Here is a 16004-nt window from a genome sequence, read left to right as displayed (position 1 = left end):
TGCGGCCTTTTTCGTGTCCATTTCATGCACTTCTGCGAACAGTCCCTGCTCCCGTGGCAGCTTCCATTTGCCTTTTAAGGCCGGAGCCGATAGACATCCCCCATGAAGTCCTCGTCTCGCCGCAAATACCGCAAGCGCATCTGCCCGCCCGCCCCGGCGGAATCCGCGCGCACCTATATCCGCATCGACCCGTCAATGATAGGGATGTTCCGCTTTCTGCTGGAAGGCTACGACAACCTCGGCATATTCACGGTAGTCAATAAATTCAAGGGGATATTGGTACTCAGATACAGCCCGCACCTGAAGCGGGAGATAAAACAGTTTCTGAAGGCCGTGACCACCGAAATGCATCTGGAAATCCTGCCCCAGCTCTGAGCTACTCTTTCAAACCGATAATACCACGCTGACCAATGGTCTTGATGAAGGTGGTCACCGAAAGCTCTGCCTCACGGGGCTGCACTTCATAGTGCACGGCAAACGCCTCGGCAATGGCCCTGACCGAACGTTCCCCATCAATGAGATCCCAGACAAATGTCCCCATCTCATCCAACTCCACGGTCTTGGTCATGGGCCGCTTGTCCCACATGCCGACCTTTTCGGCCAATCGCCCGAACCACGGTTTCACGGCCAGCGGATAGGCGAGCTGCACCAATCCTTCCTCAAGCGGAATTATGGCCACTTCCAGATTCTTCACCGGCACCATGGACAAGGCTTTGGTACGGGAAATGGTCGGCTCAATCGGTTTATTCCTGAACAAGGCCATAGCTCTCACAGATTTCGTTGAAGATAGGTTCCGGCGCAGGCACTGTGCCGTGCGCCACCACGGACAGAATGGCGTTTTGGGTGGCCGTTGTCCACACTCTGCCCTGCGAATACACCGTTCGCCGAAGCACGGTGCGCATCAGGTTGCTCTTCACCGCACCGTTCCAGCGCGCGCAGCCATCGATCTCGACCACGTCCATGGACGCGGGAGGGGCGTCCTCCATGCCGTGCCCCAGCCAGCTCGACAGCGCGGTGTCCTTGAGCACCACCGAGGCCGGAGCGAACCGCTCGAAGACAAGATGGGTGCCCGGTCCTTTACCGACTTGCGCACGATCCGACTGCTTGCCGGAACGGGGCCGCCAGTACTGCACCCGGTAATGCCCTGGTTTGAAGGAAAAGGTGTTGAGCACGAACTCTGACGGCACCCGACCGCGAAGCCCGAACATGGCCCAAGGCAGGCTCTGGCCAAGGTAGTAGTCGCGCATGGAGTGCAGGACGGCTGCGGCACGCCCTTCATCGTCATCGCTATAAATGAAAAACTGGACCAGCGCGGCCAGGCCGGATCCGGGGTTATGCAGGGCGGCGCCCATGCCTCGGTGGCTGCCGGTCTTCCAGAGAAAGCTCTTGGAGCGGATGCCGGATTCCGTCAGCACATCCAGAGCGGCAGTCCATGCGGCCGGGGTCTCTTCTTCGGACACGCCCATGATTCCGGCCGCCTTATTGCCCTTGGTCAGCCGCTTGATATGCTTGTCGAAGGAAAAGGTCCCCTGAACGCGATTCCATTTGAGTTCACAGACGGGCCGATCGCCACTGGCAAAGGTCAGCCCGTCCCTTTCGATGGCAGAAGGCTCCCACGCCTCAGGCGTTGTCAGGCCCACTCCGTTCCATATGAACTCAGGCATGGCTAACGCGGAATATACCTATCAAGATCCTTGATCTTGGACCCCTTCATCTCATACCTCCTGTGCTCGTCCATGGTCTTGTAACACTCAAACTCGGCGCGCATGAGGGACTCGTGCGTCATTTTGATGGACACGCCGGGGCGTACTTCCTGGTCCCGACTCCACATGAGTATCAACGAAATCTCTTCGCCCTTGGTGTTCTTGAACACCCACTCCCAGGCGATGACATTCTTGAAGGCGTCACCCAAATACGTGTCCGCCTCGCCAAAGGCCTTCTCGTACTTCCTGAGCATGTTCTCGAAGAATCCTTTACCCCGATCATAGAACTTGAGCTTGATGCGGATAAGTTTTCCCGTATTCCGGCAATTGCCGAAACTCAAGCTTCCGCCACGGACTCCGGGCAGGACATCCCCCTTGATCAGGGCTTCGGACAGAAACGGCGCATCCGAAACAGGGATGGCCTTGTCCGGGTTGCAATACCTATCATACTTCTCAATATCCGAACCCAGGGTAAACCCTGCCAGTGAAGAGGGAAACCCCTTTGCGGCAAAGGCTGTGGATGCAGCAAGCACTACGGTCACCAGGATCATGAAAACTGTTTTCTTCATCGAATGTACGCCACCTTTTAGAATAAAGACTTGTCCGGCAGGCAGACACTGCCTTATGATTAAACAACAATATGCCACTTGGCAAAGAGTTAAGAAAGAAAAAAGGACTCGTTGGATGACAAAGGATACGACCATGTCGCCGCTCCGCCCCCTGCTGTACTATAGCCTGGCCGTTTTCGGCGGCGCAGTATACGGCGGTCAGGTCTGACCGCTGATGGTACAGCTTCCGGTCTGGGAGCTTGGCCTGATCATCTTGATCCCCATGGCAGGGGCACTTCTCCTGCGCTGGCCGCTCCAGAACGCGCTGATCGAACCAAGCCCTTCCATAAGACAATCCGCCTTGCAATTCAGGCTGGAACTCGGCCTCTTTCTCGGTGCGGGGCTGGCCTCGGCGTTCATTCTCCTTTTCATGTATGATTTCCCCCTGCTGCACAGTGGCATGAAGCTGGTGCTGGGCATAATCACCGTCGGCCTCTTCGCCGGGCTGGACATAGCCCTGGCCCGCGAGCGCATGATCATTGAAAAGGCGCAGACCGGCAGGGCCAACTATGCGCCTCCCCGTATACTCAAGCCCATGACCCGCACGTTCACTTTCATCGCCATCCTCATTCTCCTTCTGATCACGGCCATCATCCTGCTGGTCATCATCCGTGATGTGAACTGGCTGGCCACACAGAACATCGACATGGACACCATCGGATTCCTGAGCCGGTCCGTGCTGATAGAGATCGTCTTTGTCATGGGCATCCTCCTGCTCATGGTGGTCAACCTGATCCTTTCTTACTCGCGCAACCTCTCCCTGCTGTTCAAGACCGAAACGCAGGTGCTGGAAAACGTGGCCAGAGGCAACCTGACCAGGCGCGTGCCCGTGACCACGTCAGACGAGATGGGCGTCATCGCCGGACACACCAACGCCATGATCTCCGCCCTGCGCGAGGGCGTGCGCATGCGTGAGGGACTGCTCATCGCCCAGGAGGTCCAGCAGCACTTTCTTCCGGGAGCACCTCCCGCAATGGCGGGTCTGGATATTGCGGGGGTCAGTGTTTTCTCCGACGAGACCGGCGGCGACTTCTATGATTTTATCGAATGCGATCAGGAAGCCTGCGGCGAGTTGGGAATCATGGTGGGCGACGTCTCCGGTCACGGCATCGGCGCGGCCCTGCTCATGACCACGGGGCGGGCCGTGATTCGACAGAACGCCGCCACGGAACCCACTGTTGCCCGGGCCATTGACCAGTCCAACCGTCACCTGACACGTGACATGGGTGAGACAGGCCGGTTCCTGACACTTTTCTTCATGAGCCTGAACCAGGCAACGCAGACCGCGACCTGGGTCAACGCAGGGCAACAGCCGCCGCTGGTCTACGATCCCGAAACAGACACGTTCTCCCAACTGATGGGCGAGAACATCCCCCTGGGCGTGGTTGAGGACTGGCAGTTCAGCGAACACACCATGGATTTCCCGGACAAGGGGCAGGTCATTCTCATAGGCACAGACGGAGCATGGGAAGCGCGCAATGCCGATGGCGTCATGTTCGGTTCAGGCCGCGTCAAGGCCAGTATCCGCGCACATCACCGCAAGAACGCTGAAGAAATAATGACAGCCCTGTGTGACGAGGTCATGGCCTTTGCAGGCGACGGCAATCAGGAGGATGACATCACACTGGTTGTCATCAAGGGCGCATCCCGATAAAATCCGAACCCCTTCGATACTTTTTATAATATATGTACTTTTGGTAAAATACTACCATTACCCCCTATTTTAACTTGTAATGATTATCACTTAGACATACCATGATAGAAGTAGCAAAAGTTTTTTTTGAACCCGGTGAGGAACGTTGATGAACACATCCGCCAAGCAGGTTGAACGCCTTATCTCCCTGCCTTTTTCCACCTCTCTTGCGATCAGTTTCAAGAGTCTGAAGGTGCGCTTTTTCCGATCCATGATCACCATCTCCAGTCTGGTGCTGGCGGTGTCGTTCCTCAGTTTCGTACTGGTGAATCTGGATATTGCCACCGGCATGCTCCAGCACGGCGGACGCGAAGCTGCACGCGCACTCTCGCAGGCGGGCTATGACGTGGACCTTGCGCAGGGGGTCGTGGCCATGTCGGCCAAGGAGCGGTGGATTGTCATCCTCTCCCTGCTGGTCTGCACCGTGGGCATCATTAACGCCCAGCTCATGTCCGTGACCGAACGCTTCTCCGAAATCGGGGTCATGAAGTGTCTGGGTGCGCTCGACTCCATGATTTTGCGGCTCTTTCTGCTGGAAGCGACCATGCAGGGGCTGGCCGGGGCCTCGGCAGGCGCACTGCTCGGCTGTTTCTTCTCGCTGCTGGCAGGCGGCATCCGATTCGGCTTTGGCTCACTGGGCGATCTGTCGCTCCTGTCCATGCTCGGTTCGGTGGGGCTGGCCATTCTGGCGGGATGCCTTTTAAGCCTCATCGGCGTCTTCTATCCAGCCTGGCTGGCGGCACGCATGGAACCGATCAACGCCATTCGAGCGGAACACTAAGGATATTCATGACAGAAGATAAAAGAACCATCGTCCGCGTCATCGGCGTCAAAAAAACCTTCACCATGGGCAAGGTGGAACTGGAAGCGCTCAAAGGGGTGGACCTGGAAATCTATGCCGGGGAATACGTCTCCATCATGGGGCCGTCCGGCTCCGGCAAGTCGACCCTGTTCAACATGATCGGCGGGCTGGACAAGCCCACGGAAGGCAAGGTGTTCATCGACGAGGTGGATATCTCCCAACTGGACGCCTTTGAACTGGCCTGGCTCAGAAACCGCAAGATCGGCTACATCTTTCAGACCTTCAACCTTATTCCGGTCATGACCGCGCTGGAGAACGTGACCCTGCCCATGACCTTTGCCGGCATGCATGCGGATGACGCGCAGGACAAAGGCATCGAACTGCTCAAGCTGGTCGGTCTCGGCGAGCGGTTCCAGCACAAGCCGCTGGAGCTTTCCGGCGGCCAGCAGCAGCGCGTGGCCGTGGCCCGTTCCCTGGCCAACGATCCTTCCATTGTCCTGGCCGACGAACCCACGGGCAACCTGGACCTCACCACCGGCGAGGAAATCATCGAGCTGTTGCAGATGCTCTCTCAGGAACGGGGAGTGACCATCATCTCCGCGACCCATGACTACAAGATGCTCAATGTGTCCGACCGCGTGATATGGGTCCGTGACGGCATGGTGGACAGGGTCGAGAGACGAGACGAACTGGACATCACCATTGGCGGCATCGGCGACAAACTCACCGGCCGGAAAAACGGACAGGCGGGCGCGTAGATGATCAGGCGCGGCCTGTTCGGCGCTCTCCTCATCGCCCTGATCTGTGCGATGGGGACCCCTGCTCTGGCAGACGGAGCGGAGTTTCTGCACACCCTTGCGAACCTTGGCGACCGGTCCATCGGCAGTCCCGGTGCGCACAAGGCCGCGGACCTGGTGGAAGCGGAGTTGCGAAGCCTCCTGCCCGGCAGCACCATCGGCCGCCAGACATTTCATCTCCCTGTGGTCATACAGGAAGGCGCGCAGCTGGCCATACAGGACACCAACCGGACCGTGCACCTCAAGCAGCTCCGGGCCAATGCGCTGTCACCGGGCGCCATCGCCCCGCCAGGCATCGACGGACCGCTTATTTACGTGGCCCAGGGCCGGATCGCCGACTTCAACGGTCTGGACGTCCTCGGCTCCGTGGTGCTCATGGACATGGATTCCGGCAAGAACTGGAACAACGCGGCCATGCTCGGCGCACGCGCCCTCATATTCGTGGGTCGAGGCGGTGACGGCGGCGAAGCTCCCCGCGCCCTTTTCGAATCCAAATTCGAACTGACTCCCGTGGACTTCCCCATTTTCTGGATGTCACGGGAACAGGCCAAAGGGATATTCGGCACCGGCATCATCCGCAACGGCCCCAAGCAGGTAGCCTCGGTCCGACTGACAAGCAAGGCGACCTGGCACCAAGTAAAGAGCGACACGATCTACTGTCGCATCCCCGGAACCGATCCCGAACTGTCCAGACAGACCACCATTGTCGAAACCTTTTACGACTCCACGGCCCTGGTGGCCGGAGAAGCGCCGGGAGCGGACGAAGCCGTCTCCATCGCCACCCTCATGGACGTGGCCGAGATGTTGGCTGCCGCCCCGCCCAAACGGTCTGTGCTGCTGGTGGCAACGTCCGGCAAGTCCAGTGCCCAGGCCGGCATGCGTGAATTTACCTGGGCCCTGGTGAGCAAGGGCAAACGACTCAAGGCGCGCAAAATAGAACTCGAAGAGCTGGTCATACACACCGGGCGCACCCTGGAGCTCCTGCGCAAGCCCAATCCCCTGTCCAAAGGCAGCATGACAAATGACGAAGACCGGGCGCTTATGCGCAAGGCCCTCAAGGCCGTGGTCCGCAATGCCGAAGACGACATAACCCGCGAACTCATGCGTCTGCGACTCATGGCGCAAAACGATACCGGAAAGCCCACCGGGGCCGAGGCTGATCGGCAGCAGCGCATCAAACATCTGGCTGCCGAGCGGATGAAGCTCAAACGATTCGTCTGGATCAACTCTTCGGTCAAGGATTACCGCCTCACGGACAAGGAACGGGTGGTCCTGAACGACTTCATTCAACTGGCCACACTGCATCAGGCTGCCATCCTGGCCGACGCCACCGGGCAGCTCAAGGATATCAAGACAGCGCGCGAGCTGCGGGACACGCTGGGCGACACCTCCATCGCGGCCCATGTCTCCCTGTATCTGTCCAGCCATGGCGACGGTCTGGGCGGATTTGACAAGGGCTGGCTCATCGACCTCAAGCCCGACGTGAACCGAACCGCCTTCTTCCGCCCCATTGACACGGCCATGAAGGACGCTGTCAAGCAACTGGAAGCCAATGATCCCGAAACGGCGGGGCTGTTCAAGGACACCCTGAGACCCGGCAAACGCGCCTGGCAGTCCTATCTTCCCGACAGACCGCAGTTGGGTGGCGAACCCATGGCCCTGGCCGGATTGCCCGGTTTCACACTGGCCACCGTGCACGATGTCCGCCCTGCCTGGGGCACCCCCTATGACAAGGCGAGCCGGGTCGACTTCGACTTCCTGCGCAGACAGACCACACTGGTCAGGCATCTCGTCAGTGCGTTGATCAATGATCCCATCAGCGATGCTGGCAAGCGGAGCAACAACCGATTCGTCACCGTGGAAGGACGCGCCAACCTGCTCCGCAAGGGTGAAATTTTCCCGGACCGTCCCGGCACCGGCATGGTGGTCCTGGCCTATCAGTGGATGACCAGGAACTACGCCATGGTGGACACGCAGGGGAACTTCCGCATTCCCGGCCTGGCCTCCAAAAAGGTCAGCTATCACAAGGCGGTGGTCGAGGCGTTCAAGTTCAACAAGCAGAACGGGCTGGCCGACTGGGCCATCAACAAGCCCAAGACCGGCAAGTCCGCCTACCGCATCAAGCTCAATCGCTCCGTGCAGGCCACGGACCTCATCCTGTTCGCCTGCACCCAGACCACGCTGTTCAACATGTACGACCCGAGGACCTTCAAGTTTCTCTATCGCCCGACATTGATCGATGGCCGCACCGAAGGCCCGCCCGTCAGCTACTGGTACAGCCGCATGGACACACGCCGTTCCACGATGGGCACCCTGTTTCTCGAACCGGACACGCCCATCAAGCTGACCCTGTCGGACACGGTGCTGGAAAAAAAGGTCCTGCTCCTGAACACGGACGAGAAACACCCGCAAGGGTTGGGCTTCATCGCCCGCCAGTGGCCGGTCATTCCCATGACTGAATACCAGTCCGCCAAGGACATGTGGGGCCTGCTCAATCCGCGCATCAACAACCTGGAACAGAAAGGCATTGTCAACGAACGCATCCGCCTGCTGCACAGGCTGGGTGAAGAGGACCTGACCAAGGCCCGCCAGTTCAAGGAGCAGAAACAGTGGGACAAATTCGTGGAAGCGTCCCGCGCCTCTCTGGCAAAGGCGAGCCGGGTCTACAATGACGTGGACAAGACCCAGAAGGACGTGCTGTTCGGCGTGCTCTTCTATGTGGCCCTGTTCGTCCCCTTTGCCTACTGCATGGAGCGGCTGTTCTTCTCCTTTGTGGACATCAGGAAACGGATCATGGGTTTCCTCGGTTTTCTGGGGCTGATCATCACCGTGGTCTATCTGGTGCATCCCGCGTTCCAGCTCACCTACTCGCCCATGGTGGTCATCCTCGCGTTCTTCATCCTGGCCCTGTCGCTTCTGGTTTCCCTGATCATCTTCTTCCGATTCGAGCGGGAGATGGTCGAACTGCAAAAGCGCAGCGCGCATGTGAAATTGACCGGCATCTCGCCCATGGCCGCCTTTGGCGCGGCCTTCGTGCTTGGCGTGGGCAACCTGAAACGACGCCCTGTGCGCACGTTCCTGACCTTTGCCACGCTGGTCATCCTGACATTCACCATCATGAACTTCACCACGGTCAAATCCGTACGGCAGAAAGGATGGGCCAACTTCAGCGATCACGCCACCTACACGGGCATGATGCTCAAATATCTCAACTGGCAGGACGTCCTGCCCGAGGCCCTGGGCGTGATCGAAAACACCTACTCGACCACGGGCATCGTGGCCCCTCGCGTGTGGTATGATACCGGGTTTACCTCGGACAAGTCACGCGCTCCGCTCATCCCCGTGCATATGGGCGACAAGAAAAGCCGTGGCCGCGGCATGATCGGCCTCTCCTATCTGGAGCCGCAGGTCTCCGGCCTGGACCGTATCCTCGTCAAAGGCCGCTGGTTCAAGGAAGGCGAACGCTTTGTCGTCATGCTGCCGGAACGCATGGCCGACCAGCTCGGCGCTGACCCCGATGACCCCACGCGCAACACCCTCACCGTCTGGGGGCTCAAGCTCACGCTGGTGGGCGTCTTTGCCGACGACGGGTTGCGCGACAACCCCGATCTGGACGGCGAACCCATCACGCCTATCACCTATCCCAACCAGGCGGCCACACAGCTTTCCGAAGTGGAGGCTGAAGCCATTGAGAACGGCGAGGACGTGGTCTCGACCGAGTCCCGCTATCAACACGTGCCGGGCTTCGAAACCGTCATTATCCCGGCTGAAGATATGCTCGCGATCGGCACTGGCGCAGGCAAGCTCAAGGGTATTGCCATCAAGCCCCTAGATGGCTTCTTTACCGGATCGGGAGACCTTGGAGACCGCTTCGGCATGCTCCTTTTCAAGGGTAGCTCATCTGGCACGTCTCTCTATTTTGCCAACGACGCCGTCAGCTATTCAGGTGTTTCCAACATCCTGATACCACTGGCTATCTCCATACTCATCGTACTCAACACCATGATCGGCTCGGTCTATGAACGCAAGCCGGAGATCGCGGTCTACACCTCGGTCGGTCTGGCTCCGCCCCATGTGGCCTTCCTGTTCATCGCCGAGGCGCTGGCCTTTGCGGTCATTTCCGTGGTGGTGGGCTATCTGCTGGCACAGATCTCTTCCGCCTTCCTTGCCGGGACCGCCCTGTGGGCAGGCATGACCGCCAACTATTCGTCCACTGCGGGCGTGGCCGCCATGATTCTGGTCATCGGCGTAGTACTCGTCTCCGCCATCTATCCGGCCAGGGTCGCTGCGCGCATCGCCATCCCCGACGTCAACAAATCGTGGACCATGCCCAAGCCCACCGGCGATGAACTCATCATCACCCTGCCTTTCCTGATAAAGCTCAATGAGATGCCTTCGGCAGGCGGATTTCTACACCAGTATTACATGGCGCACCACGACGTATCGCACGGGCTCTTCTGCACCGATGACATGCAATGCAATTTCCTGGACCTCGAACAGCACGAACTCCAGACCGGACTCCTGGTCGGGTTGCCGGAACAGACGAACGTGTCGGACGATCTCTGCTTCTCCATGGACCTGCGTGTCTGGCTGGCCCCCTTTGACTTCGGCGTGCGCCAGAAGGTCAAGCTCGTGTTCTGCCCGTCAACCATCTATCACGGCTTCAGGCAGATCAAGGTTGTCCTCCATCGAGAGGCGGGCGAGCTGAAGGCATGGGAGAACCTGAACAAGAGTTTCCTTAATGATCTGAGAAAACAACTTCTGGCCTGGCGCTCGCTGGATGACGAGGCCGTGGGCAAATATGCGGAGGATCTGAACGGCGTGATCAAAAACCAGAATGGCAAGGAGGCTGAAGCATGAACGGACGACTCCGCCTTCGCGCGCTCCTGACCGGCCTGATCCTGGGCCTGGGGCTGTGCATATACACGCCGATCAACAACGCGCTCCTGCACAACGCCCCCCTGGGCGGCGGGCACTTTCCGCTGGCCCCCTTCTTCATCGTCACCTGGCTGTTCGTCTTCGACGCCCTGGCCTCCAGGCTGACCAAACGCCCGCCCTTCTTCTCCGGCGTGGAGCTCATGGTCGTCTGGCTGATGATGGTCCTGTTCTCGGCCATAGGCTTTGCCGGACTGGGCGAGACCTTTTTCATCAACATCACCGCTCCCGAACGGTTCGCCAAAGACGCCTACCGCTGGACCGAAGCCCTGACGCCGATGCTGCCACAGGCGTGGTTCCCCCATTCGCCGGACGCCGTCACCCTCTTCTTCGAAGGGCTCGAAGGTGGCAAGGAGATGGGCCTGACCGCGGTACTCTCCGCCATCCCTTGGGATGTCTGGCTGCCGGTCCTATCCGTCTGGTCGCTGTTCATCCTGGCCGCATTCTTTGTCATGATCTGCCTCATGAACCTGTTCGGTCGCCAGTGGGTAGTCAATGAGCGGGTGGACTTTCCCCTGATCCGCGTGCCCATGCTCATGGGAGAGGCGTTGGACCAGAAACAGTTCATTTCGTGGTGGTCCAATAAATACCTGCTCATCGGCCTGACCTTTGCCGGGCTGCTCCACCTGCTGAACGGCCTGCATTTCTACTATCCGTCAGTCCCGCAATTGCCGACCCTGATACTGGCCGGTTCCTATTTTCCCAAGTTCGGGCTTTTTTCCGGTTTCTACAAACTCAAGCTTTACTTCGTGCCCGCCTTTGTGGGCTTCGCCTTCCTGACAACACGGCAGATATCCTTTTCCATGTGGGCTTTCTATCTGCTCGGCTGTCTCCTCTTCGGCCTGCTCTACGTGTTCGGGTGGCAACTGCCCGAGGCCGCGCTGGGCACCACGTTCGGCCCTGATCTCGCCCGCCCGGAAGGTGCACAGACCATCGGTTCCTATGCCATTTTCTTCATCTTCCTCATTTGGCTGGCGCGCCATCACCTCATGGAAACCGTCACCTGTTTTCTCCGCCCCAGCTGTCTTGGCGGGGAGAACCTCCATGAGCCCAAATTCGGCATCCCGCCCAAGGAATGGGGACCACCCATCTGGCCCCTGTGGGGGCTGGTCATCGGCATGGCCTTTCTCATGGCCTGGTGCTGGTGGTTCGGGCTGTCCATCAGCGCGGCCGTTCTGTTGCCGCTCGCCTTCATGCTGGTCATGCTGGTCTCCAGCCGTATCGTCTGCCAGGGAGGACTGCCCTACTTCACGCTCACCGCCGCGCCATCGGACGGTCTCATGGGGCTTTTCGGCACACCGTTCTTTGGCCCTGTGGGCATCGCCGCCACCGCTGTCATGCAAAAGATCCTCTTTCTGGATGTCCGTGAAGCCGTGGCCCCCACGCTCTTCCACGGATCAAAAATCCGCCAGGAAACCCGACGGCGCAATCTCGTCCTGGTCGCCATCGGCCTATCTCTAGTCCTGGCCCTGGCCACCGCCTTTGTGACCATGCTCTATCTCGGCTACAAATACGGTCTGCGCGAGCTGAATCTCGAATGGGCGACCCAGACCGTGCTGGCCAATTATGAAAACGCGCAACGCCTCGTGGACCTGCCCGTCGGTCCCAACAAGTGGCTCCTCACCTATGCCGGTGTGGGCGCACTGATCATGGTCGTACTCATTTACTGCTATTACAAGCTGCCATGGTGGCCCCTGCATCCGCTGGGGTATCTCGTGGCCTACTCCGCAGGCATGAAAATCCTGTGGTTTCCGTTTTTCCTTGGCTGGCTGTGCAACCATCTGGTGTTACACTATGGCGGAACCTCCCTGTTCAATCGGGTTCGGTTCCTGTTTATCGGGCTGATTCTGGGCGATTTCCTCATGGGCGGAGCCTATGCCGTGGTCGGTCTGTTCAACGAACAGGCATACACAGTCTTCCCACTTTAACCGTTTGACTGGACACTCATGAAACGTACATTCCTCATAACCACATTCACCCTTACCATGGCGCTCATCGCGAGCGCGTTTGACATGACGCACGCGGCACAAACCGCATTGCAAAAGAAAGACATCACTATCGGCATGCCGAGTACCGACTGGCCGCCCTATCTCATCTCCACGACGGACAACCAGCACAAAGGCGTGCTTATCGACATCTTCAGGGCCATCACCGAGCCCATGGGGTACACGACAAGCGCCGTCCACCTTCCTGACAAACGAACATGGGAGCTGTTGGGAACAGGAGAGGTAAACGCGCTTGCAATGGCAAAGGAGTGGACAGCCAACCCGGATCAATTCCTATGGAGCGAACCCTTCATGCTCAACGAGGACGTGTTGCTGTACCTGGCCGACAGTGATCTGCAGTACACCGCGCCCCAGAGCCTGTTCGGCAAATCGGTCGCCGCCATCACCGGGTTTGTGTATCCGGCCCTTGAGCCCTATTTCGCCACCGGCCAGATAACCCGGGTGGACACGAACTCGCCCTATACAATGCTGGAGTTGCTTTCGCGCCACAGAGTGGATGCCGCCATGGTCAACCGCGCTGAAACACAGTGGTTTCTCAGGAACCACCCCAACCTTGAGCCAGAGCGATTCAGAATGGACCAAACCCCTTTCGACAGCGCCTGGTATCGATATGTCTTCATCAAAACGCCACAATGGGAACGCTTTGTCGTCGAATTCAACAAACAGCTCAGAGCGATGAAACGTGATGGCACCCTGCCCGCCATTCTCGATCAATACAGGTAACAAACGGAACCGTCGGAGCCACACCCATGTACGACGATAAAGAGTTAAAAGAATATCGCGACTTGATGAAGCCGCCGGACAAGTTCGAAGAGGGCTTTGACTGGAAGACTATTGTCGGTGCCATTTTCATTGGCTTCCTGATGATGCCCGGCTCCATGTATCTGCAACTGGTCATCGGACAGGGAATCGGCCCGGCGGCCCGGTGGGTGACCATCATCCTCTTTGCCGAGATCGCCAAGAGATCGTATACCCATCTGAAACAACAAGAAATTTTCCTGCTGTACTACATGGCAGGCGCAGCGCTGGCATCGCCCTTTCAGGGGCTTCTCTGGAACCAGTATCTGGTGCAGTCCGACGCGGCCCGCATGCTCGGCCTGACCGAATTCATCCCGCACTGGATCGCCCCGGCCCTCGGTTCCGGCTCCTATCTCGAACGCACGTTCATGCATCGTGACTGGCTGGTGCCGATCATGCTGCTCATCGGCGCGCAGCTCGTGCAGCGCATCGACCATTTCGGGCTGGGCTATTCCCTGTATCGCATCACCTCGGACGTGGAAAAACTGCCTTTCCCCATGGCTCCGGTGGGCGCACTGGGCACCATGGCCCTGGCCGAATCCACTGAAGACAAGAAAACCGGCTGGAAGTGGCGGGTGTTCTCCATAGGCGGGGTCATCGGACTCGCTTTCGGCTTCTTCTATGTGCTCCTGCCTGCGCTCTCGGGGCTGCTCTTTACCGAACCGATACGGCTCATCCCCATCCCGTGGATAGAGCTGACCATGCACACCGAGGACACGCTGCCGGCCGTGGCGACAGGTATTCAGTTCGATCTCGGGCTGGTCTTCATAGGCATGGTGCTGCCGTTCTGGGCGGTCATCGGCGGGCTGGTCGGCCTCATCGTCACCATCATCGCCAACCCCATTCTCTACGCCCACGGCATCCTGCATCGCTGGCATCCGGGCATGGCCACCGTGGAAACGGTCTTTGCCAACAACTTTGATTTCTACATGAGTTTCGGTATCGGGCTCGGTCTGGCCATCGGTGTGGTCGGTATCTATTACGTCATCAAATCTTTCCGCGACACCAGCGGTAAAGGACTTGATTTTTCAGTGCTGTTCAACCCGCCGGAAGGCCGGGGCGACATCAACTTCTGGGTGTCCATCGGCATCTATGTCTTTTCCACGCTCTGTTACATCGCCTTCTGCGTCTGGCTGGTGCCGTCCTTCCCCTGGATTTTCTTCGTGCTCTACGGCTTCATCTACACCCCGGTGATCTCGTACATCACCGCACGCATGGAGGGTGTGGCCGGTCAATTCATCTCGCTCCCCATGGTTCGGGAATTCTCCTTCATCGCCGGAGCCAAGTTCTTCGGCTATCAGGGACTGGAGATCTGGTACGCCCCCATTCCCATCCACAACTATGGCGAGGCCACTGTCCAGTTCCGTCAGATCGAACTGACCGGAACCAGCCTGCGCGGGATCATCAAGGCGGAGATCATCGTCTTTCCCATCGTCATGATCTCTTCGCTGCTCTTCTCGCAATTCCTGTGGCAACTGGCACCCATCCCCTCACCGGAATATCCCTTTGCCCAGGAACTCTGGCATTTGCAGGCCCTCAACACCCTGCTCATGCAGACCTCCACCCTGGAAGGCAATTCGCTCTTCTTCGAGGCGCTCTCCGGGCCGGTCGTGGCGTCCGGGCTGGGTCTCGGGCTGATCCTCTACTCGGTGCTCAACGTACTCGGCCTGCCCGTACTGCTTGTCTATGGCGTGGTGCGCGGCCTGGGCCAGTCCACGCCTCACGGCCTGCTCCTCGAAGTGATCGGCGCACTGCTCGGACGATTCTATTTCATGAAAAAATACGGCAAGCAGTGGCGGCATTACGCCCCAGTTCTGCTGGCCGGGTTCTCCTGCGGCATGGGCCTCACCGGCATGTTCGCCATGGGCTGCACCCTGATCATGAAATCGCTGGGCCGATTGGCATATTGACGCGCTTCTGACGACCCTATCTCGCTTTTTCCAAAACGGTTGTATTGCCAGTTTGCAGAGGAGGTGGGAGAGCTGTGCTCTCGTCTGCAGGAGAAGATAAAACCGGTTATTTGCCGAGGGAACCCTTTTGGCAACAGCGGGTCTCGGTGTCGATGATTGCCCGAAGCTCACGGATGAACGGATCACAATCCGTATACCTGGTGCCGTAGTCCAAATTAAAGGCGTAATCGATATCCGGGGGGTTGATGCCCTGCGTGTGCTGGAGCAGGGTCTCAAGCTTATCAAGCGCCTTGACCACCTGCGCTTCCGGGGTCTGCATGAACTCGTACTCCTCCCACAGGCTCATGAACTCGTCCTGCATGGACTGAGGCAACGGACGCAACAGATCGACCATGTCCGCCCGCTCATCTTCGGTCTTGGAGCCGTTTTGCTTGGGAGCCGGGATATCGCCGTTGATGGTCTCCCCGAGATCGTGGACAAGACACAATTTGAGTATTCTGAGGGCATCGAGGTCCGGGTACTGATCCGTTATCAGCATGGCGAACAAGGCCAGCCGCCAACTGTGCTCGGCCGTACTTTCCTGGCGGCCATTCCGTGTCCAGGAGGTCCGCAGCGTGGATTTGAGTCCCTCGGCCCGACGAAGAAAATCGAGTATATTCGGAATGGTGTTCTCATTGATCGCCATTTTTCAAGTCCTTCCATTTCGTATTTGTATTGACGTATGCATGCCGTATCATCGAATCGGCAAAGAG

Annotated in this window: 12 protein-coding genes; 8 read left to right on the top strand and 4 right to left on the bottom strand. The window is 58.5% G+C overall.

All coding sequences use genetic code 11. The features are described 5' to 3' along the window. The first annotated feature begins 102 nt into the window (after positions 1 to 102). Positions 103 to 375, top strand: coding sequence for a DUF4911 domain-containing protein (locus SRBAKS_RS13040; protein ID WP_229591332.1), 273 nt, complete (start codon positions 103 to 105; stop codon positions 373 to 375). Position 376: 1 nt separating this feature from the next. Here the strand turns inward: SRBAKS_RS13040 and SRBAKS_RS13035 are convergent, their stop codons facing one another. From SRBAKS_RS13035 to SRBAKS_RS13025, 3 genes are read right to left on the bottom strand one after another with little or no spacing between them, the layout of a single operon-like run. Continuing rightward, positions 377 to 763 carry a PqqD family protein gene (locus SRBAKS_RS13035; protein ID WP_229591331.1) on the bottom strand — a complete coding sequence of 129 codons (387 nt, stop codon included), beginning with the start codon at positions 761 to 763 and terminating at the stop codon, positions 377 to 379. Beyond that, complete coding sequence (locus tag SRBAKS_RS13030) at positions 744 to 1664, bottom strand: hypothetical protein (protein ID WP_229591330.1); 921 nt, start codon at positions 1662 to 1664, stop codon at positions 744 to 746. Before SRBAKS_RS13030 ends, SRBAKS_RS13035 begins: the two co-directional genes overlap by 20 nt. Positions 1665 to 1666: 2 nt before the next feature. Beyond that, positions 1667 to 2272 (bottom strand): hypothetical protein, encoded by a 606-nt coding sequence (locus SRBAKS_RS13025; protein WP_229591329.1) that lies wholly within the window; start codon positions 2270 to 2272, stop codon positions 1667 to 1669. Positions 2273 to 2486: 214 nt separating this feature from the next. Here SRBAKS_RS13025 and SRBAKS_RS13020 point away from each other — a divergent pair, with 214 nt between their 5' ends. The 7 genes from SRBAKS_RS13020 (at position 2487) to SRBAKS_RS12990 (ending at position 15252) form a co-directional block, all read left to right on the top strand. Then, positions 2487 to 3965: a PP2C family protein-serine/threonine phosphatase gene (locus SRBAKS_RS13020; RefSeq protein ID WP_229591328.1), complete on the top strand. Its 1479-nt coding sequence runs from the start codon at positions 2487 to 2489 to the stop codon at positions 3963 to 3965. A 148-nt stretch (positions 3966 to 4113) separates the two neighbouring features. Continuing rightward, entirely contained in the window at positions 4114 to 4785 is a 672-nt protein-coding gene (locus tag SRBAKS_RS13015) for an ABC transporter permease (protein ID WP_229591327.1), read from the top strand. 8 nt (positions 4786 to 4793) lie between these two features. After that, complete coding sequence (locus tag SRBAKS_RS13010) at positions 4794 to 5564, top strand: ABC transporter ATP-binding protein (protein WP_229591326.1); 771 nt, start codon at positions 4794 to 4796, stop codon at positions 5562 to 5564. Beyond that, positions 5565 to 10463 (top strand): FtsX-like permease family protein, encoded by a 4899-nt coding sequence (locus SRBAKS_RS13005; RefSeq protein WP_229591325.1) that lies wholly within the window; start codon positions 5565 to 5567, stop codon positions 10461 to 10463. Further along, positions 10460 to 12466 (top strand): DUF6785 family protein, encoded by a 2007-nt coding sequence (locus SRBAKS_RS13000; RefSeq protein WP_229591324.1) that lies wholly within the window; start codon positions 10460 to 10462, stop codon positions 12464 to 12466. The genes SRBAKS_RS13005 and SRBAKS_RS13000 overlap by 4 nt, the downstream gene beginning before the upstream one ends. A gap of 18 nt (positions 12467 to 12484) precedes the next feature. Then, the gene (locus tag SRBAKS_RS12995) at positions 12485 to 13267 is read left to right on the top strand and encodes a substrate-binding periplasmic protein (protein ID WP_229591323.1); all 783 of its coding nucleotides are present in this window, start codon (positions 12485 to 12487) and stop codon (positions 13265 to 13267) included. A 26-nt stretch (positions 13268 to 13293) separates the two neighbouring features. Beyond that, positions 13294 to 15252, top strand: coding sequence for an OPT/YSL family transporter (locus SRBAKS_RS12990; protein ID WP_229591322.1), 1959 nt, complete (start codon positions 13294 to 13296; stop codon positions 15250 to 15252). A 106-nt stretch (positions 15253 to 15358) separates the two neighbouring features. Here SRBAKS_RS12990 and SRBAKS_RS12985 read toward each other — a convergent pair whose 3' ends face one another. Continuing rightward, positions 15359 to 15937 carry an HD domain-containing protein gene (locus SRBAKS_RS12985; protein WP_229591321.1) on the bottom strand — a complete coding sequence of 193 codons (579 nt, stop codon included), beginning with the start codon at positions 15935 to 15937 and terminating at the stop codon, positions 15359 to 15361. Positions 15938 to 16004: the final 67 nt, after the last annotated feature.

The sequence above is a fragment of the Pseudodesulfovibrio sediminis genome (assembly GCF_020886695.1).
Taxonomy (GTDB): domain Bacteria; phylum Desulfobacterota; class Desulfovibrionia; order Desulfovibrionales; family Desulfovibrionaceae; genus Pseudodesulfovibrio; species Pseudodesulfovibrio sediminis.
The sequence above is the reverse complement of the archived record's forward strand: the minus strand, read 5'-3'. Positions and strand labels throughout refer to the sequence as shown.

What these genes read in the sequence shown, in the direction of transcription:
- SRBAKS_RS13040 (WP_229591332.1), top strand. Translation starts at nt 103, where the DNA reads ATGAAGTCCTCGTCTCGCCGCAAATACCGCAAGCGCATCTGCCCGCCC.
- SRBAKS_RS13035 (WP_229591331.1), bottom strand. Translation starts at nt 763, where the DNA reads ATGGCCTTGTTCAGGAATAAACCGATTGAGCCGACCATTTCCCGTACC.
- SRBAKS_RS13030 (WP_229591330.1), bottom strand. Translation starts at nt 1,664, where the DNA reads ATGCCTGAGTTCATATGGAACGGAGTGGGCCTGACAACGCCTGAGGCG.
- SRBAKS_RS13025 (WP_229591329.1), bottom strand. Translation starts at nt 2,272, where the DNA reads ATGAAGAAAACAGTTTTCATGATCCTGGTGACCGTAGTGCTTGCTGCA.
- SRBAKS_RS13020 (WP_229591328.1), top strand. Translation starts at nt 2,487, where the DNA reads ATGGTACAGCTTCCGGTCTGGGAGCTTGGCCTGATCATCTTGATCCCC.
- SRBAKS_RS13015 (WP_229591327.1), top strand. Translation starts at nt 4,114, where the DNA reads ATGAACACATCCGCCAAGCAGGTTGAACGCCTTATCTCCCTGCCTTTT.
- SRBAKS_RS13010 (WP_229591326.1), top strand. Translation starts at nt 4,794, where the DNA reads ATGACAGAAGATAAAAGAACCATCGTCCGCGTCATCGGCGTCAAAAAA.
- SRBAKS_RS13005 (WP_229591325.1), top strand. Translation starts at nt 5,565, where the DNA reads ATGATCAGGCGCGGCCTGTTCGGCGCTCTCCTCATCGCCCTGATCTGT.
- SRBAKS_RS13000 (WP_229591324.1), top strand. Translation starts at nt 10,460, where the DNA reads ATGAACGGACGACTCCGCCTTCGCGCGCTCCTGACCGGCCTGATCCTG.
- SRBAKS_RS12995 (WP_229591323.1), top strand. Translation starts at nt 12,485, where the DNA reads ATGAAACGTACATTCCTCATAACCACATTCACCCTTACCATGGCGCTC.
- SRBAKS_RS12990 (WP_229591322.1), top strand. Translation starts at nt 13,294, where the DNA reads ATGTACGACGATAAAGAGTTAAAAGAATATCGCGACTTGATGAAGCCG.
- SRBAKS_RS12985 (WP_229591321.1), bottom strand. Translation starts at nt 15,937, where the DNA reads ATGGCGATCAATGAGAACACCATTCCGAATATACTCGATTTTCTTCGT.